23 protein-coding genes and 1 tRNA gene are annotated in these 22,620 nt (G+C 69.2%); 14 read left to right on the plus strand and 10 right to left on the minus strand.

All coding sequences use genetic code 11. From position 1 onward, the window contains the following. The first annotated feature begins 97 nt into the window (after window positions 1-97). The 8 genes from ACWKZU_RS15135 to ACWKZU_RS15170 all read left to right on the plus strand — a co-directional run bounded on the left by ACWKZU_RS15135 (window position 98) and on the right by ACWKZU_RS15170 (window position 5,108). Window positions 98-727, plus strand: a complete 630-nt coding sequence (locus ACWKZU_RS15135) for a LysE family translocator (RefSeq protein WP_449283164.1) — start codon at window positions 98-100, stop codon at window positions 725-727. Between the two features lie 62 nt (window positions 728-789). Beyond that, the gene (locus ACWKZU_RS15140) at window positions 790-1,767 is read left to right on the plus strand and encodes an arsenic resistance protein (protein ID WP_449283165.1); all 978 of its coding nucleotides are present in this window, start codon (window positions 790-792) and stop codon (window positions 1,765-1,767) included. Window positions 1,768-1,869: 102 nt separating this feature from the next. Further along, complete coding sequence (locus tag ACWKZU_RS15145) at window positions 1,870-2,304, plus strand: acyl-CoA thioesterase (protein WP_449283166.1); 435 nt, start codon at window positions 1,870-1,872, stop codon at window positions 2,302-2,304. Window positions 2,305-2,394: 90 nt separating this feature from the next. Further along, window positions 2,395-2,466 (plus strand) — tRNA-Lys (locus tag ACWKZU_RS15150). A gap of 197 nt (window positions 2,467-2,663) precedes the next feature. Beyond that, the gene (locus ACWKZU_RS15155) at window positions 2,664-3,266 is read left to right on the plus strand and encodes a vitamin K epoxide reductase family protein (RefSeq protein ID WP_449283167.1); all 603 of its coding nucleotides are present in this window, start codon (window positions 2,664-2,666) and stop codon (window positions 3,264-3,266) included. 26 nt (window positions 3,267-3,292) lie between these two features. Then, on the plus strand, window positions 3,293-3,667 hold the full coding sequence (locus ACWKZU_RS15160; RefSeq protein ID WP_449283168.1) for a hypothetical protein: 375 nt from the start codon (window positions 3,293-3,295) through the stop codon (window positions 3,665-3,667). 405 nt (window positions 3,668-4,072) lie between these two features. Next, window positions 4,073-4,219 carry a hypothetical protein gene (locus tag ACWKZU_RS15165; RefSeq protein ID WP_449283169.1) on the plus strand — a complete coding sequence of 49 codons (147 nt, stop codon included), beginning with the start codon at window positions 4,073-4,075 and terminating at the stop codon, window positions 4,217-4,219. A 259-nt stretch (window positions 4,220-4,478) separates the two neighbouring features. After that, a complete protein-coding gene (locus ACWKZU_RS15170; RefSeq protein WP_449283170.1) occupies window positions 4,479-5,108 on the plus strand; it encodes a hypothetical protein in 630 nt (209 codons plus the stop codon). Between the two features lie 498 nt (window positions 5,109-5,606). On the opposite strand, the gene pstB is transcribed toward ACWKZU_RS15170, so the two are convergent. From pstB to pstS, 4 genes are all read right to left on the minus strand, one after another. Next, the gene (pstB, locus tag ACWKZU_RS15175) at window positions 5,607-6,386 is read right to left on the minus strand and encodes a phosphate ABC transporter ATP-binding protein PstB (protein ID WP_449283171.1); all 780 of its coding nucleotides are present in this window, start codon (window positions 6,384-6,386) and stop codon (window positions 5,607-5,609) included. A 115-nt stretch (window positions 6,387-6,501) separates the two neighbouring features. After that, window positions 6,502-7,596 carry a phosphate ABC transporter permease PstA gene (gene pstA / locus ACWKZU_RS15180; RefSeq protein WP_449283172.1) on the minus strand — a complete coding sequence of 365 codons (1,095 nt, stop codon included), beginning with the start codon at window positions 7,594-7,596 and terminating at the stop codon, window positions 6,502-6,504. Window positions 7,597-7,622: 26 nt separating this feature from the next. Next, a complete protein-coding gene (gene pstC, locus ACWKZU_RS15185; protein ID WP_449283173.1) occupies window positions 7,623-8,561 on the minus strand; it encodes a phosphate ABC transporter permease subunit PstC in 939 nt (312 codons plus the stop codon). A 133-nt stretch (window positions 8,562-8,694) separates the two neighbouring features. After that, window positions 8,695-9,801: a phosphate ABC transporter substrate-binding protein PstS gene (gene pstS / locus ACWKZU_RS15190; protein WP_449283174.1), complete on the minus strand. Its 1,107-nt coding sequence runs from the start codon at window positions 9,799-9,801 to the stop codon at window positions 8,695-8,697. Between the two features lie 155 nt (window positions 9,802-9,956). Here pstS and ACWKZU_RS15195 point away from each other — a divergent pair, with 155 nt between their 5' ends. Next, entirely contained in the window at window positions 9,957-11,201 is a 1,245-nt protein-coding gene (locus ACWKZU_RS15195; RefSeq protein WP_449283175.1) for a CapA family protein, read from the plus strand. Window positions 11,202-11,248: 47 nt separating this feature from the next. Next, a complete protein-coding gene (locus ACWKZU_RS15200) occupies window positions 11,249-12,424 on the plus strand; it encodes a MarP family serine protease (RefSeq protein WP_449283176.1) in 1,176 nt (391 codons plus the stop codon). Between the two features lie 67 nt (window positions 12,425-12,491). On the opposite strand, the gene ACWKZU_RS15205 is transcribed toward ACWKZU_RS15200, so the two are convergent. Genes ACWKZU_RS15205 through ACWKZU_RS15220 form a run of 4 tightly spaced genes read right to left on the minus strand, consistent with a single transcriptional unit; the run spans window position 12,492 to window position 17,283 of the window. Beyond that, window positions 12,492-13,469 (minus strand): NUDIX hydrolase, encoded by a 978-nt coding sequence (locus ACWKZU_RS15205; protein WP_449283177.1) that lies wholly within the window; start codon window positions 13,467-13,469, stop codon window positions 12,492-12,494. Beyond that, window positions 13,466-15,616, minus strand: coding sequence for an RNA degradosome polyphosphate kinase (locus ACWKZU_RS15210; protein WP_449283178.1), 2,151 nt, complete (start codon window positions 15,614-15,616; stop codon window positions 13,466-13,468). Before ACWKZU_RS15210 ends, ACWKZU_RS15205 begins: the two co-directional genes overlap by 4 nt. Next, window positions 15,613-16,572 (minus strand): mycothiol synthase, encoded by a 960-nt coding sequence (gene mshD, locus ACWKZU_RS15215; protein ID WP_449283179.1) that lies wholly within the window; start codon window positions 16,570-16,572, stop codon window positions 15,613-15,615. The genes ACWKZU_RS15210 and mshD overlap by 4 nt, the downstream gene beginning before the upstream one ends. Window positions 16,573-16,614: 42 nt before the next feature. Then, a complete protein-coding gene (locus ACWKZU_RS15220; RefSeq protein WP_449283180.1) occupies window positions 16,615-17,283 on the minus strand; it encodes a winged helix-turn-helix transcriptional regulator in 669 nt (222 codons plus the stop codon). 120 nt (window positions 17,284-17,403) lie between these two features. Between ACWKZU_RS15220 and ACWKZU_RS15225 the strand changes: the two genes are divergently transcribed. The 3 genes from ACWKZU_RS15225 (at window position 17,404) to ACWKZU_RS15235 (ending at window position 20,159) form a co-directional block, all read left to right on the plus strand. Beyond that, complete coding sequence (locus ACWKZU_RS15225) at window positions 17,404-17,700, plus strand: hypothetical protein (protein ID WP_449283181.1); 297 nt, start codon at window positions 17,404-17,406, stop codon at window positions 17,698-17,700. A 332-nt stretch (window positions 17,701-18,032) separates the two neighbouring features. Next, complete coding sequence (ygfZ, locus tag ACWKZU_RS15230) at window positions 18,033-19,190, plus strand: CAF17-like 4Fe-4S cluster assembly/insertion protein YgfZ (RefSeq protein ID WP_449283182.1); 1,158 nt, start codon at window positions 18,033-18,035, stop codon at window positions 19,188-19,190. Window positions 19,191-19,412: 222 nt separating this feature from the next. After that, the gene (locus tag ACWKZU_RS15235; protein WP_449283183.1) at window positions 19,413-20,159 is read left to right on the plus strand and encodes a phosphoglyceromutase; all 747 of its coding nucleotides are present in this window, start codon (window positions 19,413-19,415) and stop codon (window positions 20,157-20,159) included. 70 nt (window positions 20,160-20,229) lie between these two features. Here ACWKZU_RS15235 and ACWKZU_RS15240 read toward each other — a convergent pair whose 3' ends face one another. After that, complete coding sequence (locus ACWKZU_RS15240; RefSeq protein WP_449283184.1) at window positions 20,230-20,415, minus strand: DUF3073 domain-containing protein; 186 nt, start codon at window positions 20,413-20,415, stop codon at window positions 20,230-20,232. 127 nt (window positions 20,416-20,542) lie between these two features. Between ACWKZU_RS15240 and ACWKZU_RS15245 the strand changes: the two genes are divergently transcribed. Further along, window positions 20,543-21,166, plus strand: a complete 624-nt coding sequence (locus ACWKZU_RS15245; RefSeq protein ID WP_449283185.1) for a hypothetical protein — start codon at window positions 20,543-20,545, stop codon at window positions 21,164-21,166. An 82-nt stretch (window positions 21,167-21,248) separates the two neighbouring features. Here the strand turns inward: ACWKZU_RS15245 and ACWKZU_RS15250 are convergent, their stop codons facing one another. Continuing rightward, window positions 21,249-22,556, minus strand: a complete 1,308-nt coding sequence (locus tag ACWKZU_RS15250) for a DUF445 domain-containing protein (RefSeq protein WP_449283186.1) — start codon at window positions 22,554-22,556, stop codon at window positions 21,249-21,251. Window positions 22,557-22,620 lie beyond the last annotated feature (64 nt).

Genomic DNA, 22,620 nt, shown 5'->3' on the forward strand with positions numbered 1-22,620 from the left:
CTCGGAAATTCTCTCTCGGCCCGCCGCTCGTCGGGTGCGGCCGCGGTTCGAGCGGGCTGCGCCGTCGCGGGCGCGTCGCACGCACTACACTGTGCTCGTGAATCCCGCGATCTGGTTCTCCCTGCTCACCGCCTCCGTCGTGATCAGCCTAACCCCGGGGGCCGGCGCCATCAACACGATGTCCAACGCGCTGACGGTGGGGTGGCGGCGATCCTTCTGGGGTGTCCTGGGCCAGCAGCTGGCGCTGATCCTGCACATCCTCATCGTCGCCGCGGGTGTCGGCGTGCTGGTGTCGAGCACTCCGATCGTGTTCAATGCCATCCGGTATCTGGGCGCCGCCTATCTCGTGTATCTGGGGGTGCGCCTGATCCTCGCCAGGCCACGGGAGAGCGCGGTCTCGGAGGACGCCGGGGCGCTGCCCGGCGAGACCGCGTGGTCGCTGCTGCGCCGGGGGTTCTGGGTGAACCTGCTCAATCCCAAGGCGATCGTGTTCTTCCTCGCCTTCATCCCGCAGTTCATCCGCACCGATGCACCGCTGCTGCCGCAGTACCTCGTGCTCATGTGCACGGTCGTGGGCATCGACGTCCTGGTGATGTGGTTCTTCTTCGCGGCGGCGGCGAAGCCCTTCCGGCGCTACGTCGCGACCGCGCGCGGGCAGCGCATCCTCAACACGGTGTTCGGGATCCTGTTCATCGCCGTGGCCGGTCTGCTGCTCTTCGTGCACTGATCGCCGCCCGGCCCGATCCGCCCGTCCCGATCCGTCGGACGGCGATCTGGGAGGATGGCCGTATGCGCGAGTGGGTGGATCGGTGGGAGCGGCACCAGGTCGCGCTCTACCTGCTCGCGCTCGCGCTGGGAACGGCGGCCGGCCTGGCGATGCCCGCGGTGGCGGAGCCGGCGGAGACGGCGATCACCCCGGTGCTCGGGCTGCTGCTCTACGCGACCTTCCTCGGCGTGCCCTTCGGCAGGGTCGGCGAGTCTCTGCGCGATTGGCGTTTCCTGGTGACGGTGCTCGTGCTCGACTTCGTGATCGTGCCCCCGATCGTGTTCGTGCTGTCGAGGATCGTCGCCCACGATCGTGCGCTGCTGATCGGCGTGCTGTTCGTGCTGCTGACGCCCTGCGTGGACTACGTGATCGTGTTCACCGGCATCGCGGGCGGAGCGCGGGATCGCCTCCTCGCCGCAGCGCCCCTGCTGATGCTCGGGCAGCTGCTGCTGCTGCCGGTGCTGCTGCGCTGGTTCGCGGGAGGCGGTCTCGTCGCCGAGATCGATCCGGCGCCGTTCGTCGAGGCGTTCCTGCTGCTCATCGTGCTGCCGCTCGGGGCGGCGGCGGCGACGCAGTGGTTCGCGTCCCGCTCCCGGGCGGGCGCCATCGTGCTGGAGGTCGCGACGGCGGCGATGGTGCCGCTCATGATGCTCACGCTCGCGCTGGTGGTCGCGTCCCAGATCTCGGAGGTGGGCGCACGGATCGGCGCGCTGCTGCCCGCGATTCCCGTGTACGTGCTCTTCGCGGCGATCATGGTGCCGCTCGGCGCCGCGACCGGGCGGCTCGGCGGTCTCGACGCGCCGGGCCGCCGGGCCGTCGTCTTCAGCGGGGTGACGCGCAACTCGTTGGTGGTGCTGCCGCTCGTGCTCGCCCTGCCCGCGGCCTTCGACCTCGCGCCGCTCGCGGTGGTCGCCCAGACGCTCGTGGAACTGCTCACCATGGTGCTGCTGGCCCGGCTGATCCCGCGGTGGGTGCGGGACCGGGGCACGCGGGTCGGCTGACCCCCGGGCGCGCTCTCAGCAGGCCCTCCAGGGCTTTGCCGGAGCGCTGCCCGAAACACTCCCGTCGCGCCCTCGTAACGTCGCGCTCCTAGGCTCGCAGGCATGACGATCAGCCGAGTGCAGCAGGGTGAGGGCATCAACTTCTACACCCGGAAGTGGGTGCGCCCCGAGGACCTCAACGCGAACGGCACGCTCTTCGGCGGCAGCCTGCTGCGATGGATCGACGAGGAGGCTGCGATCTACGCGATCATCCAGCTCGGCAACCAGCGGGTGGTCACGAAGTTCATCTCGGAGATCAACTTCGAGGCCTCGGCCCGTCAGGGGGACCTCATCGAGATGGGGCTCGTCGCCGTCGACTTCGGGCGCACCTCGCTGACGATGCGGGCGGTGGTGCGCAACATGATCACGCGCAAGACGATCCTCACGATCGAGCGCATCGTCTTCGTGAACCTCGGGCCGGACGGGCGGGCGGCGCCGCACGGCTACTCGTCGATCACCTACGACCGGGATCGCACGCCGACGCCCTTCGACGAGTAGTGCGGCGGTTCGGCTCGCGCGCGGCGACGCCCTTGAGGACTCGTGCTGTGAGAGTTCGAGTGGTCGGGATCCGATAGGCTACTACGGACAGCCCCTATAGCTCAGCGGTAGAGCTACGGACTTTTAATCCGCAGGTCGTAGGTTCGATCCCTACTGGGGGCACCCGGGTTTCAGCGTCCCTGCTCGGTGCCCTCCTTTTCCGGCGACCCCTCCGGCGTGCGCGGCGAGAAGTGCGGTACCAATCGCGGTGCCCGGGAACCCTTCGAGGTGTCCTCAAGGCGGTGAGCAGTCGGAAAAGACCCCCGGATGGGGGACAACGGCACTCACGTGAGTCTCGGGTATTCGTTTAGTGTTTGCCCATGAAATCTGCTCAACCATCTCGGTGGACCGTCGGCTTTGCCGGTTTTTCCATCGTGTTTGGCATCCTGGGTCTCTTTGCGTCGTTCGAGCTGCTGACCGAGTACATCAAGACACTGGTGACTCCGGAGTACATCCCGAATTGCAGTATCTCCAAACTCGTCACCTGCGGCCCGAACATGGGATCTTCTCAGGGGTCGGTGTTCGGGTTCTCGAACACGATCCTCGGAATTGCGGGGTTCGTGGCACCGGTTTTCGTCGGTGCAGCCCTGCTTGCAGGGGGCGAGTTCAAGCGATGGTTCTGGGGCGTGTACCTGCTGGGTGTGATGGGGGCGCTTGTGTTCGTGTCATGGCTTCAGTACCAGAGCATCTTCATGTTGGGGACGCTGTGTCCCTGGTGCATGGTCGTGTGGGTAACGGTGATCCCTCTTTTCTGGGTATCCGTTTTTGAGCTCGGGGGGCGCGGGCTGTTGGGAGTACGGGGTAAGGCGATTCTCGGGAGGGCGCGCAGCTGGTCCTGGGTATTCATCGCCATTCACGTTCTTCTCGTGGCCGGCGTGGCTCAAATAGTCCTCGACTGGTTCCACGAGTTCAGCTTGCGCTGAGGCAGGAAACTGAAAGGAACTATCAAATGAACAAAACAATTCGCGCTGCCTGCATTGCTGGAGCCGCCGCCGTGATACTCACCTTCTGCGGGGTTCAGGCCGCGCATGCGGACTCCTCGAACGACTACTCCCATGGCGGATACTTGCGGGCGACGGTCTCATACAAGTCGCACGGTGACAAGGTCACTGTGAAGGATCGGCGGGCCGACGGCTACTGGACCCGGGTTGAGCTTTCGTGGAAGGGCTCGGGCATCAAAACCTGTGACAACAAGGGCGGAAGCGGTACTTCAAAAACTTGTGCGTTCGACGCTCCCGAAGGATCTGCGATCAGCTACAAGGTATACCTGATGAAGGGAAGCACCTACTACTACGGCAGCGCTATCTGGAAAGACAAAGCCTGACGCGACGGGGTGCCTCATCGTCTTCGGCGAGGTCCTCGTTGTTACTCTGCCGAGTGGGCGGGGCGATGCGGTATGAACGCTGGAGATGGAGAGCGGAGGGATGTCCCTCCCTGCAGCAACGACCTCGTGGTCGGACCCCATCAGGTCATGATCGACGACAAGACAGCGGCTGGAGTTCGCTGGCCCGGCGAACGAGCTCTCATGCAGTCCGGCATCAGAAGCGCCGAGGTACGGCGTTCCTTGGAAGCCTCGCCTCGGTGCTCGAACCGCTGGGCCGCTGGCTCCCGTAGGCGATCTCTCCGCCGATCACCGTCTGAGTCGCCTGCAGCTCACGGATACCGGTGGGATCGACGCTGAGGATGTCCTCGCTGAGCGCGACGAAGTCGGCGAGTTGACCGTTGCGAGATGTGCCGCGAGCAGTACCGGGAGGGCCAACGGCTGAGAACGCTCCTGCAGGATCACTTCGGTGAGACGAAGGTGGTGTTCGATTTCTGGGAACTGCTCGTTCGCGGTGAAGAACTCACATCAGAAGAGCTGACCCAGGAGCCCTGAGCGATGCCCGCACGGCTTCGGTTCAGAACTCAAGCCCCTGGTTACCCATTCTATCGGGTTTCGTCGAGCCTCCGGTGCACGTGCGAGGGGTATCGGAGGCGTAGACTCGCTGCGTCCGAGCGAACGGGTCGACGGGCGGAAGCAGGCGTTCCGATCCGCGGCAGCCGAGATCGCAGCGACGATCCCCACCGCAGTGCACCGCGCTTCAGGCCCCGCACCGCCTCGACCCCGACCCCCCACCGATCCCCGAAGGAGTCATGTGACCCGAGAGCATCCGCGACCGCTCCTGCAGCCGACCGCCAGCTTCGACTGGATCATCGGCTCGGATGAGCCGGGAGCCGCCCACCGCATCGCTCAGGAGACCTCCTGGGCGCTGCTCGATCGGGTGCGCGCGGTCGCCGACCCGGCCGTGGTGGAGCGTGTGGTGGGACTCGCCTCGGGCAGCGGGATCGACGACATCGCCGAACTGTGGGCGGGGGAGGGCACTCACTCGCTCGCGGGAGTGCTCTGGCGGCTGTATCTGCTGCGCCGGGTGGTGTCCGCGGACCCCGCGGGATCCGCGGAACTGTTCCGCCGCGGCGCCGCTGCGGCGGCGACGATCGATCCCGTCGTGGCGGGGGCGGCTGAGCCGGTCACGCCGATGTCGATCGCCGAGCTCTGCGACACGATCCTGCGCGGTGCCTTCGTCGGCGACGTGGGCGACGCGCTCGACCGGGCGGCGAGCTACTGCCGGGTCATGTCGCTCGGGGCGGCCGACCTCGCCGACACGCGCGACGCTCACGACGACGCTCACGCGGCGCATCTCACGACCCGCGCGCTGCGCTACTCCAGCATCGCGCAGGAACTCCACGCCGGGGCGCGCCGCTGGCGCGACGGCACGCTCGCCTGAGCGGCTTTCCGGGGCGGGGCGCCCTGCGAGCGCGAATGCCCTGCGGTAGACTATTGCTCGCCGGGCCGCAGTAACCCCGGGCTCCAATTTCTGCCGCCTCGAGCGGCCTTCCGCCGAGAGGCGTTCTGCGGTCCGGCCTTTCTCTGCCCGTGCACGCACCGCGACCCCGTGCCGCGACCGGTGTCTTCGGCGGCTCCTGCGGCTCCTGCGGCTTCGGCCGCCCGGTGCTTTCGGCGACCCCTGCTTCGCCGACCGCTGCCGCTACGCGCGTCAGTAGTTGTCACCAAACCGGAAGAATGGCAGCAACTTCTGACGAGTGAGGGAGAGAGGCGGAGCGCCTGCGGAGCCGGAGGTATGCCTGCGGAGCCGGAGGTATGCCTGCGGAGCGGGTGGAGCGCCTGCGGAGCCGGAGGAGCACCGGACCCCGTGGAATTGAAAAGTGCCGCGAGGCTCAGAGCTCCGCGGCACTTCTAGATCCGGACCGCCGGTCCGAACCGCCTATCCGAACCGCCCGGAGACGTAGTCCTCGGTGGCCTGCACCGACGGGGTCGAGAAGATCGTCGACGTGTCGTCGTACTCGATGAGCTTGCCCGGCTTGCCGGTGCCCGCGATGTTGAAGAACGCGGTGCGGTCGGAGACGCGCGAGGCCTGCTGCATGTTGTGGGTCACGATGACGATCGTGTACTCCTTCTTCAGCTCGTCGATGAGATCCTCGATCGCGAGCGTGGAGATGGGATCGAGCGCCGAGCAGGGCTCGTCCATGAGCAGCACCTCGGGGGAGACCGCGATGGCCCGCGCGATGCAGAGGCGCTGCTGCTGGCCGCCCGAGAGGCCCGAGCCGGGCTTGTCGAGGCGATCCTTCACCTCGTTCCACAGGTTGGCGCCGCCGAGGGAGCGCTCGACGAGGTCGTCGGCGTCGCTCTTCGAGATCTTGCGGTTGTTCAAGCGCACGCCCGCGAGCACGTTCTCGCGGATCGACATCGTGGGGAACGGGTTGGGGCGCTGGAACACCATGCCCACCTGGCGGCGCACGAGCACGGGATCGACGCCGGGGCCGTAGAGATCCTCGCCGTCGAGCAGCACCTCGCCCTCGACGCGGGCGCCGGGGATGGCCTCGTGCATGCGGTTGAGGGTGCGCAGGAAGGTCGACTTGCCGCAGCCGGAGGGGCCGATGAAGGCGGTCACGCTGCGGGGCTCGATGTTCATCGACACGCCCTCGACCGCCAGGAACTTCGAGTAGTAGACGTTGAGGTCGGAAACCTCGATGCGCTTCGACATGTGGTGTGTTCTTCCGTTCGGGAGTCTGCTCCGCTGATCGGGCGGAGTCGAAATCAAAGGGGGCGGTGGGCGGGCGGGGATCGGGGTGCGATTCCGTTCCGCTCGACCGGAGGGGCTAGCGGCCGGTCTTGGGCGCGAACCATCTCGCGATGAGGCGTGCGAAGAGGTTGAGCGCCATGACGATGAGGATGAGCAGCAGCGCCGCGGCCCAGGCGCGCTCGAGGAACGCGAAGGCTGGGTTGCCCTGGTTGGCGAACTGCGTGTAGACGAACACCGGGAGCGACTGCATGCGGTCCTGGAACAGGTTGTAGTTCATCGAGGCCGTGAAGCCGGCCGTGATGAGCAGCGGCGCGGTCTCGCCGATGACGCGGGCGATGGAGAGCATGATGCCGGTGGTGATGCCGGCGATCGAGGTGGGCAGCACGACCTTGACGATCGTGCGCCACTTCGGCACGCCCAGCGCGTAGGAGGCCTCGCGCAGCTCGTTGGGCACGAGCCGCAGCATCTCCTCGCTCGAACGCACGACGACCGGGATCATCAGCACCGAGAGCGCGACCGCGCCGACGATGCCCATGCGCACGCCGGGGCCGAGGAAGAGTGCGAACAGGGCGTACGCGAAGAGGCCGGCCACGATCGAGGGGATGCCCGTCATCACGTCGACGAGGAACGTGATGATCTTGGCGAGCCGGCCGCGGCCGTACTCGACGAGGTAGATCGAGGTCATGAGCCCGAGCGGCACCGAGATGACGGTCGCGGCGAGCGTGATCAGCAGGGTGCCGACCATCGCGTGCAGCGCGCCGCCGCCCTCACCGGTGACGTTGCGCATCGACGAGTTGAAGAACTCCGCGTCGAATCGCGCCATGCCGTTGCTGATCACGGTGATCGACACCGAGATGAGCGGTACCATCGCGAGCAGGAACGCGCCGGTGACGAGACCCGTCACGAGTCGGTCCATCGCCTGCCGCCGGCCCTCGACCGTGGCGGACATGACGGTGATGACCACGAGGTAGGCGATCGCTCCGATCAGGACGGCTCCGACCACCGAGAACTCCCCGCCTGAGGCGATGGCGAGCAGGCCGAAGAGGGCGAACGACGCGACGAGCGCGGCGGCGAGCACGATCCAGGGGGTGTTGCGAGCCAGCCGGTTGCCGGCGAGGGCGGAGCCCGCGCGGACGGGACGAACGGTGAGAGCCACGGGATCGTTCCCCATTTCTTTGCTTCTTGACTGCTGCAGCATCAGTTCGCACCCGAGAACTCGGCTCGCCGGGCGACGATCCATCGTGCGACCGCGTTGACGAGGAAGGTGACGACGAAGAGGATGAGGCCGGTGGCGATGAGCACATTGATGTTCTCGCCGTAGGCCTCGGGGAACGAGAGTGCGATGTTCGCCGCGATGGTGGAGGGGTTCTCCGAGGTGAGCAGCCGGAAGGAGACGACTCCGGTGGCCGACAGCACCATCGCGACGGCCATGGTCTCGCCGAGCGCGCGCCCGAGACCGAGCATGGCGGCGGAGACGATGCCCGGCCGCCCGAAGGGGAGCACGGCGAGGCGGATCATCTCCCAGCGCGTCGCGCCGAGCGCGAGGGCGGCCTCCTCGTGCAGTGCGGGCGCCTGCAGGAACACCTCGCGGCAGATCGCGGTCATGATCGGCAGGATCATGACCGCGAGCACCAGCGCGGCGGTGAGGATCGTGCGACCGGTGCCGCTGGCCGTGCCGCCGAAGAGCGGGATCCAGCCGAGGTACTGGTTGAGCCACACGAAGACCGGCTGCGCTGCGGGAGCCAGCACTCCGATGCCCCAGAGGCCGAAGACCACGCTGGGCACGGCGGCGAGCAGGTCGACCACGTAGCCGAGCACCTGGGCCAGCTGCCGGGGCGCGTAGTGCGAGATGAAGAGCGCGATGCCGATGGAGAGGGGGAGCGCGATGAGGAGGGCCAGGGTCGCCGCCCACACCGTGCCGAAGACGAGGGGGCCGACGTAGGCCCAGAAGTTGGTGGTGAGCAGCGAGGCGCTCTCGTCGGTGGCGACGAAGGCCGGCAGGCTGCGGGCGATGAGGAAGATCGCGACGGCGGCGAGGGTGACGAGGATCATGCTGCCCGCGAACACCGCGGAGCGCGAGAACACGCGGTCGCCGAGGCTGAGCACCGGTTTGGCAGGGGCGGAGGTGGCGGTCACTGAGACTCCGAGGTGGGTGCGGACTGGAGGGTGGGGGCGAGGTTCCGTTGCTCGAATGGTATTCGAACGGAGCGAGTCTCGCAGCGGAGCGGACGCCGGTCGCGTGGAGGACCGGCGTCCGCTCCGAGGGCGATCAGCTGATGGCCTCGATCGCGGTCTGCACCTTGCTGCGGAGATCGGCCGAGATGGGGGCGCTGCCCGCGGACTCGGCGGCGGCCGTCTGGCCCTCCTCGCTCACGATGTACCCGAAGTACTCCCGGACCAGCTCGGCGTTGGCCGCGTCGGAGTACTGCTCGCAGCCGATGAGGTAGCTCACGAGCACGATCGGGTAGACGCCGGCCTCGGTCGAGGTGCGGTCGAGCTGGATCGCGAGGTCGTGATCGGTACGGCCCTCCTCGAACGGCGATGCGTCGACGATCGCGGCGGCGGCCTCGGGGGAGTAGGCGACGTACTCGTCGCCGACCTTGATCTCGACGGTGCCGAGATCGCCGGCGCGCGAGGCGTCGGCGTAGCCGATGGTGCCCACGCCGTTGGTCACGGCCTCGACGACGCCCGAGGTGCCCTGCGCGCCCTCGCCGCCGAACTCGGTCGGCCACGACTCGATCGAGCCGACGGTCCAGTCGCTCGAGGCGGCTGCGGAGAGGTAGTCGGTGAAGTTGCCGGTGGTGCCCGACTCGTCGGAGCGGTGCACCGCGGTGATGTTGAGGTCGGGGAGCTCGACGCCCTCGTTCTGCGAGGCGATCGCGGGGTCGTTCCACTTGGTGATCTCGCCCGTGAAGATCTGGGCCACCGTCGACGCGTCGAGCTTCAGGGAATCGACGCCCTCGACGTTGAAGATCACGGCGATGGGGGAGATGTATGCGGGGAACTCGACGATGTCACCGGTCGCGCATCCGTCGAAGGGACCTGCCTCGATCTCCTCGAGCTTGAAGGCGCGGTCCGAACCGGCGAACGAGCTGGCGCCCTGCTGGAAGGTCTCGCGGCCGGCGCCCGAGCCGGTGGGGTCGTAGTTCACGGTGACGCCCGAGTGGGCGGTCTGGAAGCCGGTGACCCAGGCCTCCTGGGCCGAACCCTGCGAGGACGCTCCCGCGCCGACGAGCTCACCCGAGAGGGACGAGGCCGAAGCGCTGCTGCCGTCGGCCGGAGTCTCCGGAGCCGACTCATTGGCGGCGCAGGAGGTGAGCGTGAGGGCGGCGATACCGCCGATGGCTGCGACCTTGGCGAATGCTGAAAGCTTCACTTGGGAATGATCCAATCTGAGAGCGGATGTGGGTGCATGGTCGCGAACGACCACATGTCCACGCTAGGGAAGCCGGGTGTCGCGCGGTCTGCCGGAGGGTGAACAGCGGGTGAACTCACAGGGCTGGAAAGTGGCCGGAAACCCGGAACGATAGCATGTTCTGCGTGACTCGAGTGAACAAGATCGCGGCCGTCGGGGCGGCCTTCGCCGTGCTGCTGGGAATCGCGGGCTGCGCCCCGGAGCCGGAAGCCGCGCCCGCAGCCGAGGAGCCGCGGCGGACCGCGACGCCGACGCCGGAGCCCGAGCCGGAGCCGGAACCGCAGCCCGGAGCGGGCCCCGAGTGTCCCACCGACCACTGCGTCAGCGTGACGGTGACCGGCGATCTGCTGTTCCACGAGGGTCTCTGGAGCCAGTACGCGATCCCGACCGATGCCGAGGGGCGCAACTTCGACTTCGTGCCGCTGCTCGAGGGGCAGCGCGCCTATCTCGATCGCACCGATCTCGCGATCTGCCAGATGGAGACGCCGCTCGCCCCGGTCGGCGGACCCTATGCCGGCTATCCGGCGTTCAGCACCCCGCCCGAGCTCGCCGCGGCCGTCAAGGAGATCGGCTACGACGTGTGCACGACGGCGTCGAACCACACCGTGGACCAGGGCACCGAGGGCCTCGTGCGCACGCTCGACGAGCTCGACGCCGTGGGCATCGCGCACACCGGTTCGTACCGCGCCGAGGGCGAGCGCGACGTGCCGCTGATCGTCGAGGCCAACGGCGTGAAGATCGCCGTCATCACCTCGACCTTCTCGCTGAACGGCCTCTACGCCGAGTACGACTGGCAGGTCGACTACCGCGAGCAGGAACCGCGGGTCGATCCCGAGCGGGCCATCGCGAAGGCCGAGAAGGCGCGCGAGATGGGCGCGGAGATCGTGATCGGAGTGCAGCACATCGGCGAGGAGTACTGGTCCGAGCCCACCCCGGGGCAGATGGAGCTCGCGCACCAGCTGCACGACAGCGGCCTCTTCGACTTCGTCTACCAGCACCACGCGCACGCCGTGCAGCCGCTCGAGAGCTACGAGGGCAAATGGATCCTCTACGGCACGGGCAACACCATCAGCGAGTCGGCACCTCCGGCCCAGCAGGTGAACAACGAGTTCCTGATGACCCGGGTGCAGTTCGCCCGGCAGGCCGATGGCACCTGGACGACCAACGATGTGTCGTGGAACGCCGCGACCAACACGCAGGACGGGCGCTACAAGTGGTGCTCGGTGATGCCGGATCAGCCGCAGGGCGTGTGCCAGTCGCCGGAGTTCGACGCGGGTGTGCTGGAGCGCACGAGGGCCACCGTCAACAGCATGGGCGCGGCCGAGAACGGCGCGCGGGAGTGGCTGATCACCGAGGAGTAGGCGCTCCCTGCCACGGATCTCCCGGATTGTCTCCGTAGAGTAGGCGCATGTCAGTCGGTCTCATCATCGACGTCTTCGTGGTGATCGTCATCGTCTCCGCGGTGGCGTCCGGCCTCGCCCGGGGTCTGCTCCGCGCACTGGGAACGGTAGCCGGGATCGTCGCGGGCGGAGCCGCCGCGCTCGTGGTGATGCCGATCGTCTCGGCCCAGGTGCCGGTGGTCGGATGGAACGTCGCGGCGGCGCTCGCCGCCGGGCTGGCGCTGATCGTGATCGGCATCGCCATCGGCGAGATGATCGCCCGCGCCATCCGCCGTCCCGTGCACCGGGTCGGGCTCGGCATCATCGACCGTCTCCTCGGGGGAGCGGCCGGTCTCGTCACATCGGTAGCGGTGCTGCTGATCCTCTCGATGAGCGTCGGGAGCTCGGGAGTTCCCGGCGCCACCCAGGCCGTCTCCTCGTCGACGGTGCTGCGTTTCCTCGAGGACGTCGTCCCTGCGCCGGTCGAGTCCGCGCTCGCGCGGATCCGGTCGATCGCGATCGAGGACGGCCTTCCGACGGTGCTCGACGCCGCGGGCGTCGTCGACGCCGAGGTTCCCGACACCGACCCGGATACGGAGGCGTTGCGGGTCGCGGCGGCCTCGGTGCTCCGCATCACCACGAGCGCACCCAGCTGCAGCGCGTCGAGTTCGGGCAGCGGCTTCGTCATCGGCGAGGGCCTCGTGATGACCAATGCCCACGTCGTCGCCGGCTCCAGCGAGGTCGTCGTCGAGGCGAGGGGCGAGCTGCCGCGCTCCGCGAGTGTGGTCTACTTCGATCCCGATGCGGATATCGCGGTGCTCTCCGCGAGCGGTCTCGGCGCCGCTGCGCTGCCGTTCAGCGCGACACCGGCCCCGGGGACCACCGTATTCTTCCAGGGGCATCCGTACGGCGGCCCCTTCGTGTCGCGCAGCGCTGCGGTGCTCTCCGCGGGGCCGGTGACCGCCACCGACATCTACGGCGCCGCCGCGGTATCGCGCTCGACGATCCGGATCGCCGGTCTCGTCGAGCCCGGCAACTCGGGCGGCCCGCTGCTCACGGCCGATGGCGCGCTCGCGGGAATGATCTTCGCGCGAGCGGAGACCTCCCCGAACGTGGGTTTCGCCCTCTCGATGGAGGAGCTCGCGCCGGTGCTGGCGATCGCACCCGAGCTGGGCGCGCCGGTCTCGGCGGGTTCCTGCGTGTGAGCGCGGTCCCGGCTCGCCGCGCTCGCCCCGCCGGCGCAGCACCCGCCGGCGCGGCACCCGCCGGCGCTCAGTGCTCGAGCGGGTAGGTCTCGACGCCGAGGATCCCGGCGTCCGGGTGGTGGCGCGAGAAGTGGAAGACCGAGAACCCGGCCGGAGGCAGGGCCGCCGACGCGTTGAGGTAGGAACCGGGGGGACTGCCCGTCGCCACCATGAGCTGGCGGGCGAGATCCGGCAGCACGGGCCGGTGGCTGCAGACCACGGCGTTCCTGCCGCGGCCCACGATCTTGCTCATCCGTCGTCGCAGCGCCGCGAGATCGCCCTCGTCCCAGAAATCCTGGCTGAGCGAGCGCTTCGCGCGAACCCGCTTCCGCAGATAGGACGCCAGTGGTGCGACGGTGGCGAGGCAGCGCGTCGCGGTGGACGAGTAGATGCGCCGGGGACCGAACGCCGCCAGGATCGGGACCAGGGTCTCCGCCTGGTCCTCGCCGTCCGCGGTGAGCCGCCGGAGATGGTCCGCGCGCGAGGTCCCGCTGCGGGGCTCCGCTTTGGCGTGCCGCAGCAGGGTCACCGAGAAGGAGTCGATCAGATCGCGCGAGGCGAGACGGAGGAACACGTCGAACAGCTCGCGGTCGGCCTTGTAGCTGAGCCGCTTGCGCACCGCGTCGATCGGCACCCACTCGATCGCCTCGACCTCGCGGTTCGGGGTGAAGGTGGACGCCTGCAGCGCCTCCTCGCGCACCTTCGCGGCCCAGTACTGCACGGTCTTGGTGCGGTTGCCGCTCAGCTCGTAGTGGATCGTGCCGAGGTTCACTCCGAGTGCGACGGCGATGCCGGTCTCCTCGAGCGTCTCGCGCACGGCCGCCTGCGGCATGCTCTCGCCCGGATCGAGCTTCCCCTTCGGGAACGACACGTCGCGCTGCTTCGTGCGGTGGATGAGGAGGACCAGGGTTCGCGAGTCCCCGTGCTCGTCGAAGACGCGACGCCAGCAGACCGTACCGGCTGCGAGCACCTCCTCCTGAGAGATCTTCTTGGTGCCTCCGCTCACCTGGCCCTCCGCGACCGCGCCTCCGTGCGGTCGGTCATCACGAGGTCCTGCAGATCGGGCAGCGGCTCGCCCTCCTCGCTCACCACGCGGCGCTGCCAGCTGCCGTCGGGCAGCATGCGCCACGACGACACGTCGTCGCTGAAGGCGAACCCGAAGAAGCGGTCGATGCGGGCCAGGTGCTCGCGATCGGAGAGCTGCACGAGCACCTCGATGCGGCGGTCGAGGTTGCGGTGCATGAGATCGGCGCTGCCGATGAAGATCTCGCGATCCCCCGCGTTCTCGAACGAGTAGATGCGGGAGTGCTCGAGGTACCGGCCCAGGATGGAGCGCACGCTGATGTTCTCGGACAACCCCGGGACGCCGGCCCGGATCGAGCAGATCCCGCGCACCCACACCTCGATCGGCACACCGGCCTGGCTGGCGCGGTAGAGCGCATCGATGATGGCCTCGTCGACCATCGAGTTGGCCTTGAGCTTGATGCCGCTCGGGCGGCCCGCACGCGCGTGATCCGCCTCCCGCTCGATGCGCTCGAGGAGGCCGCTGCGCAGCTGCAGCGGAGCGACCAGCAGGCGGTCGTAGTCGGTCTCGATGGCGTAGCCCGAGAGCACGTTGAACAGCTTGGTCACGTCCCGGCCGACCTCGGGCGAGGCCGTGAAGAGCCCGAAGTCCTCGTAGATGCGGCTGGTCTTCGGGTTGTAGTTGCCCGTGCCGATGTGGCAGTAGTGCGCCAGGCGCCCGCCCTCTTCACGGATCACCTGCACGAGCTTGCAGTGGGTCTTCAGGCCCACGAGCCCGTAGACGACGTGCACGCCGGCCTGCTCGAGCTTGCGGGCCCACGTGATGTTGGCCTCCTCGTCGAAGCGCGCCTTCACCTCGACGAGGGCGAGCACCTGCTTGCCGGCCTCTGCCGCCTTGATGAGCGCGGCCACGATGGGGCTGTCGCCCGAGGTGCGGTAGAGCGTCTGCTTGATGGCGAGCACGTCCGGGTCCGTGGCGGCCTGCTCGACGAAGGCCTGCACGCTCGTCGAGAACGACTCGTACGGGTGGTGCACGAGCACCTCGCGGCGCGCGATCGCGGAGAAGGTGTCGGGCTTCTCGCTGGGCGAGCTGGTGCGGAACTGCGGCGCGGTGACCGGGATGTGCGGCTTGAACTTGAGGTCGGGCCGCGCGATGCGCGTGAGCGCGAACAGGCCGCTGAGGTCGAGCGGTGCGGGCAGGGTGTAGACCTGCTGCTCGTCGATGTCGAACTCGCGCACGAGCAGCTCGAGCGTGGCCTCGTCCATGTCGTCCGAGATCTCGAGGCGGATCGGCGGGCCGAAGCGCCGTCGCAGCAGCTCCTTCTCGAGCGCCTGGATCAGGTTCTCGGTCTCGTCCTCCTCGATCTCCATGTCCTCGTTGCGGGTGACCCGGAAGACGTGGTGGTCGATGACCTCCATGCCGGGGAAGAGCCCGTCGAGCTGGTTCGCGATGAGTCCCTCGAGCGGGATGAAGCGCACGTCGTCCGCGCTCTCGCGGCGATCCACGCGCACGTAGCGGGGGATCATCTGCGGCACCTTGAGCCGCGCGAACTCGACCTTGTCGGTGCGCGGGTTGCGCACGCGGATGGAGAGGTTGAGCGCTCGGCCCGAGATGTAGGGGAACGGGTGCGCCGGGTCGACCGCGAGCGGCATCAGCACGGGGTAGATGTGGTGCTCGTAGTAGTCGGTGAGGATCTCGCGGTCGGCGTCGTCGAGCTGCTCCCAGTCGACGATGCGCACGCCCGCCTCGGCGAGCGCGGGCTGCACCTGCTCGCGGAAGCAGTGGGCGTGCCGCAGCTGCAGCTCGTACGCGGTGCGATTGATGTCGGCGAGCACGTCGGTGGGGGCGCGGCCGACATTGGTGGGCACGGCGAGGCCGGTCACGATACGGCGCCTGAGGCCCGCCACGCGCACCATGAAGAACTCGTCGAGGTTCGAGGCGAAGATGGCGAGGAAGTTGGCGCGCTCGAGCAGCGGGATCGTCGTGTCCTCGGCGAGCTCGAGCACCCGCTGGTTGAACGCCAGCCAGCTCAGCTCGCGGTCGATGTAGCGGTCGGCCGGAAGCTCGTCGGCGAGGCCGACCGCCGGCGCTTCTTCGCGGCCGGTCGTCTCGGTGTTCTCTTCGCTCATGGGTCCATTCTGGCATCGACCGCCGACGAAGCCCGCCTCGACCACTGACGGCTGCGTGAATCGATGGTGAACGACGCGTGCTCGTACAGGCGCACCGCGCGCTCGTTCTCGCCGTCGACGTAGAGGGTCACGCGTTCCGGGCGGTGCTGCGCCATGCGCGCGAGGGTGGCCTCGAGCAGCAGCCCGCCCAGTCCGCGGCCCGCGTACTCGGGCCGCACGCCCACGGCGTAGAGCTCGCACTCCGCGGCGTCGCCGGATCCGGAGCGGACCGTCTTGATCCAGGTCGATCCGGCCAGCTCGTCGCCGTGCTCCTCGGCGAGCAGGATCAGGTCGGCCGGATCGAACCACGGCTCCTGCCGCATGAGCGCGAAATCGGCCTCCGTGATGCGGCCCTGCTCGGGATGCGCGGCGAATGCCGCGGCGTTGGCGCGCACCCACGCCGCGGCGTCGCCGGGGCGCTCCGGATCGAAGGTTCGCAGCCGCAGTCCGGGGGGAGCGGGGATCGCGAGCGGATCCGGCCCGCCGCTCGGCAGCAGCCCGGGATCCAGGGTCATGCGGTACAGGGAGCGGACGGGCGCGAATCCCGCGCGCCGCAGCAGCGCCTCCGCGGACGGATTCTCGCCGTGCGCCCACGCGCGCAGCTCCCCGCCGGCGGTTCCGGGATCGCGCTCGAGCAGGATCTCGAGCGCCGCCGCGCCGATCCCGCGGCCCCGCGCGCTCGGCAGCACGACGAGGTCGACCTCCCCCTGCCCGACCACGCCGATGGCCGCCGGCTGCGACGCATTCCCCGGCTCGGCGAAGAGCAGCAGCGCTCGCTGCCCCTGCGCGGCGGCGAGCATGGCCTGATCCGACACCGGGGAGCTCCCGTCGACGGACTCCGCCGCCGCGATCAGCTCGCGGGCGGATTCGAACGCGCGATCCTCCGTCGCCTCGTGGACCGTCAGCCGCTCCGTCATGATCGCGCTCCCTCCCGGTGATCGACGTCTCGGGAGACCAGGCTACTCGTCCCCGTCCTCTGCCCGGGCCCGCGCGAAGCCGTACCCCACACCCCGCACCGTGCTGATGAGGCCCTCGTGCTCGCCCAGTTTGGCCCGCAGCCGCCGCACGTGCACGTCGACCGTGCGGGTGCCGCCGAAGTAGTCGGTGCCCCAGACCTCGCTGAGCAGCTGCTCGCGGGTGAAGACGCGGCCCGGGTGTCCCGCGAGGAAGTGCAGCAGCTCGAACTCCTTGTAGGTGAGATCGAGCGGCCGGCCGAAGAGCCGGGCGGTGAAGTTCGACTCGTCGATGACGACGCCCGCGGCCTGGACCGCGGGCGGGGGTGCGGCTGTGGCGGGCCGCTCGAGCAGGCGCAGGCGCAGCTCGATCTCCGCGGGGCTCGCGGTGGGCAGCAGCAGCTCGCTCACACCCCACTCGGTGGTCAGTGCGGTGAGCGCGACCTCCGGGAGGATGACGACGCGGGGTGTGGCCGCCCCGTCCGCGAGGCCGAGGCAGGCGGAGCGCGCGCGCCGCGCATCGAGGGTGCCGTCGATGAGGATCGCGTCGAAGCGCTCGGCCATGGTCTCCGGCACGCGCAGCGAGAGCGGAGAGGTGCGCACCTCGTGGGGCAGCAGGTCGAGTCCGGGCAGAGAATCCGCGGGATCGCGATCCGTGAGGCAGAGCAGCTGCATCGATCCGCCTCCCTTTTACTGTTCGTTCGTTCCGAGGCAATAGTACTGCGCGCTCTGTTTCGCGTCCGTTTCGCCGAGGTTACCCGGCAGATGCGCGAGCGGATGTGGGAGGATGGAGCCGTGACCACCGACGACGACGCCCTCGAGATGCCGACCGCGCACTCGTGGCACATTCCGCGGCTGATCGTGGCGTGGGCGGTCGCGGCCGTGATCGGGGTGCTGGTGACGATATTCGTCTCGGGGGAGGCGCGATTCTCGTGGCTGGCCTTCGCGATCGGGGTGAGCACCCTCGTCACATTCGCACTCCAGCTGGGCACGGCGCAGCGGGAGGGCTTCATCACGCGGGTCGCGTTCAGCGTGGCCGGTTCGGTGCTGGTGATCGCGGTGATCGACCTCATCGGCTTTCTGCTCGACTGAGCCCCCGCCGCTGCTCTGCTCTGCTCTGCCCCGCCCGCCTCTGTTCCGTGCTGCCCCCGCTCTACGCGCGTCAGTAGTTGCGGGCATTCCCCGGGTTCGGTGACATCTACTGACGCGCAGGTCGAGGGCGACGGAGAGCATGGGGGCGGGGCTCGATCTCCGTCGCTGCGACGCGGTGTAGACTGGCGTCATGCTTCTCGCGCTCGAACTCTTCTTCCTCGGACTCCTCGGTCTGGCGTCGCTGGCGATCGCCTGGGTCTCCGGCACGGTCATCTACAAGCTCTTCAAGGGACAGCGCTGAACTCTCGCGGGAGCGCCGCGCGCGGTGAGCGATGAATCCGTTTCTTGACCTGCCGGGAGCGGTGGCGGATCCCGGGACGGGTGTCGCCGCGCACTACGGCGAGCCGGTGCCCGAGCAGCGGGCGCTCGACGAGGGCCGTGCGATCGTCGATCTCTCGCATCGCGGCGTGGTCGCCGTATCGGGCCCCGATCGCCTGAGCTGGCTGCACTCGATGACGAGTCAGCAGCTCGTCGGCCTGCGGCCGGGCGAGAGCGTCGAGACGCTGCTGCTCGATGCCAACGGCCGCATCGAGCGGGCGATCAGGCTGGTCGACGACGGCGAACGCAGCTGGCTGCTGGTCGACGAGGGATCCGCGGAGCCGCTCGTCGAGTTCCTGCAGCGCATGCGGTTCGCGCTGCGCGTCGAGGTGCGCGATGCATCGTCGGAGTACGCCGCGGTGCTGGCCTTCGAGGGGCGTGCGGCCGAGGCGCTGCGCGCGGCCTCTCCGGTCTTCGAGTGGCGGGATCCCTGGGCCGCCGTGGCGGCGGGCGGCGTGCAGTACGCGCGCGGCGAGCACGCGGGCGGGGACTGGACGGCATCGCAGTTCGTGTTCCCGCGCGGGCGACTGGCCGAGATCGCGAGGATCGTGTCGCCCGGCGCTTCGGGACCGGTGCCCGGCTCGGGCGAGCTGCGCGCGGCCGGCCTGCTGGCGCTCGAGGCGCTCGAGGTGCGCGCCTGGCGCCCCGCGCAGCACGCCGACACCGACGAGCGCTCGATTCCGCACGAGCTCGACTGGCTGCGCACGGCGGTGCACCTGACCAAGGGCTGCTATCGCGGCCAGGAGACGGTGGCGAAGGTGCACAACCTCGGCCATCCGCCGCGCCGGCTCGCGATGCTGCACCTCGACGGCTCGGGAGGAGAGCTGCCGGTCGCGGGAGCGCTCGTCTACCTCGCGGGATCCGCGGCCGCTGCCGATGCCCGGCCGGTCGGCCGTGTCACCCGCGCCGCCATGCACCACGAGTGGGGCGGAATCGCGCTCGCGCTGCTGAAGCGCTCGGTCGCCGAGGACGCGCCGCTGGAGGTGCGCGGCGGCGCGGAGGGGTCCGATCCAGCCGCAGCACCCGGCGAGATCATCGCCGCCGCGCAGGAGGTCATCGTTCCCGCCGATGCGGGATCGGTGCGCGACATCCCCCGTCTCAAGCGCCTCTGACCCCCACCACTCATACTGGGCTCAGCCTCTTCGTCATGCCAGCTCATGCGGAGCGTTCGGAACGGCTCCGGGAGGCGAGCGCACCGGGGCCGCGCGGCGCGACGAAGGAGCGACGAGCGAGGGGTCCCCGTCTCAGCGAGCGTCGGAGCCGTTCCGAACGCGGCGCCTGCGAGCGAGCGATGCCGCCCCGAACGCGCTGTCCCGCCTATATAGACTGGAATCATGACGAATACGCTGATCCTGCTCCGCCACGGCCAGAGCGAGTGGAACCAGAAGAACCTGTTCACCGGATGGGTGGACGTGCGGCTCACCGAGCTGGGGCGGAGCGAGGCGGCGCGCGCCGGCGAGCTGCTCGCCGAGTCGGGGATCCTGCCCGATGTGCTGTACACCTCGGTGCTCAGCCGTGCCATCCAGACGGCCAATCTGGCCCTCGACAGCGCGGACCGGCTGTGGATCCCGGTGCAGCGCTCCTGGCGTCTCAACGAGCGCCACTACGGCGCGCTGCAGGGCCTCGACAAGGCCGAGACGCTGCGGCAGTACGGCGAGGAGCAGTTCATGGAGTGGCGTCGATCCTTCGACACCCCGCCGCCCGCACTGGATGATTCGAGCGAGTGGTCGCAGTCCGGCGATCCGCGCTACGCGGGGATCGACGGGGAGCTGCCGCGCACCGAGTGCCTGAAAGACGTCATCGAGCGGCTCGTGCCCTACTGGGAGGGCGAGATCCTCCCCGCGCTGAACACCGGCAAGACCGTGCTCGTGACCGCGCACGGCAACTCGCTGCGCGCGCTCGTGAAGCATCTGGACGGCATCTCCGACGCCGACATCGCGGGCCTCAACATCCCGACGGGCATGCCGCTCGTGTACGAGATCAACGCGGACGGCACTCCGGCCGGCCCCGGCCGGTACCTCGATCCCGAGGCCGCTGCGGCGGGTGCCGCGGCGGTCGCCGCTCAGGGCAAGCAGGGCTGATCAGAACAGCGAAAGGGCCGCTTCCACGGGAGCGGCCCTTTCGCGTTCGCAACGAACGGCGTGGCGAAGGTCAGTTCTCGTCTTCGTCGTCGGCGTTGTACTTGCTCGCGTACTCCTCCCAGGGATCCTCGTTCGCATTGCGCTCCGAGTTCCTGGCGAGCTCCCGTTCGAGCTCCGAGAGGTCCGTATTGGGGCTGAAGTACTTCAACTCCCTGGCTACCTTGGTGTGCTTTGCCTTCTGACGGCCGCGCCCCATGCGTGACCCCCTTACACATTCAGGCCCCGCGGTAGAACACCGCGAGGCAGTACCAATTCACTAGACGTATGGAGCAGATTCTAGCATGGTCGGTCGGGCGGATGAGCGGGGCCATTACGATGAAGGCATGACTTCGCGGCGCCCGTTCAGGATCGTGCTCATCGTGGTGCTGGTGATCGCCGCCCTGGTGCTCGTGGGCGCGCTCGCCGTGCTGGTGCCGATCCTCGCCCACCGCAGCGCGGGCGGTTCGGGCCAGGAACTGCCGCAGGACTACGCCTCGGAGTCGAGCGCGCAGGGAGCGGACGGGCGCACGCGTCTGCTGAGCGCGACGACGGCGGACGGAGCGCCCGCCGCGCTCGACGCCCTGCAGCCGGGGGAGACCCTGGTCGTACGCGGAAGCGGCTTCGATGCCGGTATCGGCATATACGTCGCGATCTGCGCGATCCCCGACTCCGCGGAGGAGAAGCCGAGCCCCTGCCTCGGAGGCATTCCCGAGGGCGCCGAGACGGGCGAGGCGGACGAGAGCGCCCTGTCGAGCGCGTGGGTCACGGACGACTGGGCCTGGCGGGCCTTCGCGACCCACGGCTACGGCGACGACGGATCGTTCGAGGTGCAGCTCACCATTCCGGAACCGGTGGGCGAGACGCTCGACTGCCGCGTCGAGCGCTGCGCGATCGCGACCCGCGCCGACCACACCGCCTCGGGCGACCGCGTGCAGGACATGCTGCTCCCGGTCGCGTTCCGGGAGTGATCCGCCGCCGCACGCGCTCGAACGGCTGCGAACCGTTCGCGAAGCAGACCCGGCCGCCGTCCGCCGGATCGGCTCGAGCGGCTCAGCCTGCTGAGAACGCGGCTGCGACGAGCGTCGCGATCGTGTAGATCGCGAGACCCGCGAGCGAGCCGACCACCGTGCCGTTGATGCGGATGAACTGCAGGTCCTTGCCCACCTGCAGCTCGATCTTCTCGGCGGCCTCCTGCGCGTCCCAGCGCTGCACCGTCTCCGACACGACGTTCGCGAGGTCGTGCCGGTAGTTCCGCACGAGATGCTCGACCACGCCCATCACCCAGACGTCGATCTTGTACTGCAGCGTCGGATCCTCGAGCAGCTTGCGCCCGAAGTCCTGCAGCGCGCCGGTGATCCGGCGGCGCAGTTCGCTGCTCGGATCCTCGAGCATCTCGACGAGCGCCGCCCGCGCGGCCTCCCAGGTGCTCGCGGCGAGGGCCCGGATGCGCGGGCTGTCGAAGACCTCGTGCTTGAACGTCTCGAGCTGGCGCTGCAGCCGCTCCTCGTGCTGCAGATCGCGGGCGAGGTCGGAGAGGAAGCGGCCGACCGCGAGGCGGAACGGGTGATCGGGTTCGGCGGCGACGTGCTGCGCGAAGCGCACGGCCTCGGCGTGCAGCCGGTCGTCGACGAAGCGGTTCACGACGCTCGGCACCCACGTCGGCAGCCGGGATGAGACGACCCGATCGAACGCCTCGGGATGGCCGACCAGCCAGTCCTCGAAGCGGTTCGCGGCGATGTCGATCAGCGCCTCGTGGTGCCCGCCGTCGAGGAAGGACTCCGCGGCCCGTCCGAGCAGCGGCCCCCACTCGGGGTCCACGATGTGCCGTCGCACGAGCGCTTCGATGAGCTCCTGCACGTCGTCGTCGCCGACCACGGCGAGTGCGCCGAGGCCCGCGCTCGCCAGCATGTCGCCGGCGCGCTCGGCGTTGGGACGCTGCTCGAGCCACTCCCCGGCGGCCCGGGCGCCGCTGATCCGCGAGAGCTTGTCGTGCACGACCTCGTCGGCGAGGAAGTTCTCCTCGATGAACGAGCCCAGGCCCGCGCCGATGTCGTCCTTCTTGTTCGAGATGAGATTGGTGTGCGGGATCGGCAGCCCCAGCGGCCGCCTGAAGATCGCGGTGACGGCGAACCAGTCCGCGAGCGCGCCGACCATGCCGCCCTCGCTCGCGGCCCGCACGTAGCCCAGCCACGGGTAGCGATCCTGCAGGGCGAACGACACCACGAACACCGCGGCCATGAACAGCAGCAGCGCGAGGGCGATGCCCTGCATGCGGCGCAGCTCGGCCAGTCGTTCGAAGTCTGCGGGGGTGACTGCGCCCAGGGTGCGCGGAGCGCGACGGGTTCGAGACAGCGGCATGCACAGTATTATCCCGCGAGACGGAGGGATGCGGTCCTGATCCCGGCTGTCGGGAGTGCATGAA

It is taken from the genome of Leucobacter sp. (assembly GCF_053528595.1).

Excerpts from the sequence above, each read along its gene's own strand:
- ACWKZU_RS15140 (WP_449283165.1), top strand. The coding sequence starts at position 790 with ATGCGCGAGTGGGTGGATCGGTGGGAGCGGCACCAGGTCGCGCTCTAC.
- ACWKZU_RS15145 (WP_449283166.1), top strand. The coding sequence starts at position 1,870 with ATGACGATCAGCCGAGTGCAGCAGGGTGAGGGCATCAACTTCTACACC.
- ACWKZU_RS15155 (WP_449283167.1), top strand. The coding sequence starts at position 2,664 with ATGAAATCTGCTCAACCATCTCGGTGGACCGTCGGCTTTGCCGGTTTT.
- ACWKZU_RS15160 (WP_449283168.1), top strand. The coding sequence starts at position 3,293 with ATGAACAAAACAATTCGCGCTGCCTGCATTGCTGGAGCCGCCGCCGTG.
- ACWKZU_RS15165 (WP_449283169.1), top strand. The coding sequence starts at position 4,073 with ATGTGCCGCGAGCAGTACCGGGAGGGCCAACGGCTGAGAACGCTCCTG.
- pstB (WP_449283171.1), bottom strand. The coding sequence starts at position 6,386 with ATGTCGAAGCGCATCGAGGTTTCCGACCTCAACGTCTACTACTCGAAG.
- pstA (WP_449283172.1), bottom strand. The coding sequence starts at position 7,596 with ATGGGGAACGATCCCGTGGCTCTCACCGTTCGTCCCGTCCGCGCGGGC.
- ACWKZU_RS15195 (WP_449283175.1), top strand. The coding sequence starts at position 9,957 with ATGTTCTGCGTGACTCGAGTGAACAAGATCGCGGCCGTCGGGGCGGCC.
- ACWKZU_RS15200 (WP_449283176.1), top strand. The coding sequence starts at position 11,249 with ATGTCAGTCGGTCTCATCATCGACGTCTTCGTGGTGATCGTCATCGTC.
- ACWKZU_RS15210 (WP_449283178.1), bottom strand. The coding sequence starts at position 15,616 with ATGAGCGAAGAGAACACCGAGACGACCGGCCGCGAAGAAGCGCCGGCG.
- mshD (WP_449283179.1), bottom strand. The coding sequence starts at position 16,572 with ATGACGGAGCGGCTGACGGTCCACGAGGCGACGGAGGATCGCGCGTTC.
- ACWKZU_RS15220 (WP_449283180.1), bottom strand. The coding sequence starts at position 17,283 with ATGCAGCTGCTCTGCCTCACGGATCGCGATCCCGCGGATTCTCTGCCC.
- ygfZ (WP_449283182.1), top strand. The coding sequence starts at position 18,033 with ATGAATCCGTTTCTTGACCTGCCGGGAGCGGTGGCGGATCCCGGGACG.
- ACWKZU_RS15235 (WP_449283183.1), top strand. The coding sequence starts at position 19,413 with ATGACGAATACGCTGATCCTGCTCCGCCACGGCCAGAGCGAGTGGAAC.
- ACWKZU_RS15240 (WP_449283184.1), bottom strand. The coding sequence starts at position 20,415 with ATGGGGCGCGGCCGTCAGAAGGCAAAGCACACCAAGGTAGCCAGGGAG.
- ACWKZU_RS15245 (WP_449283185.1), top strand. The coding sequence starts at position 20,543 with ATGACTTCGCGGCGCCCGTTCAGGATCGTGCTCATCGTGGTGCTGGTG.
- ACWKZU_RS15250 (WP_449283186.1), bottom strand. The coding sequence starts at position 22,556 with ATGCCGCTGTCTCGAACCCGTCGCGCTCCGCGCACCCTGGGCGCAGTC.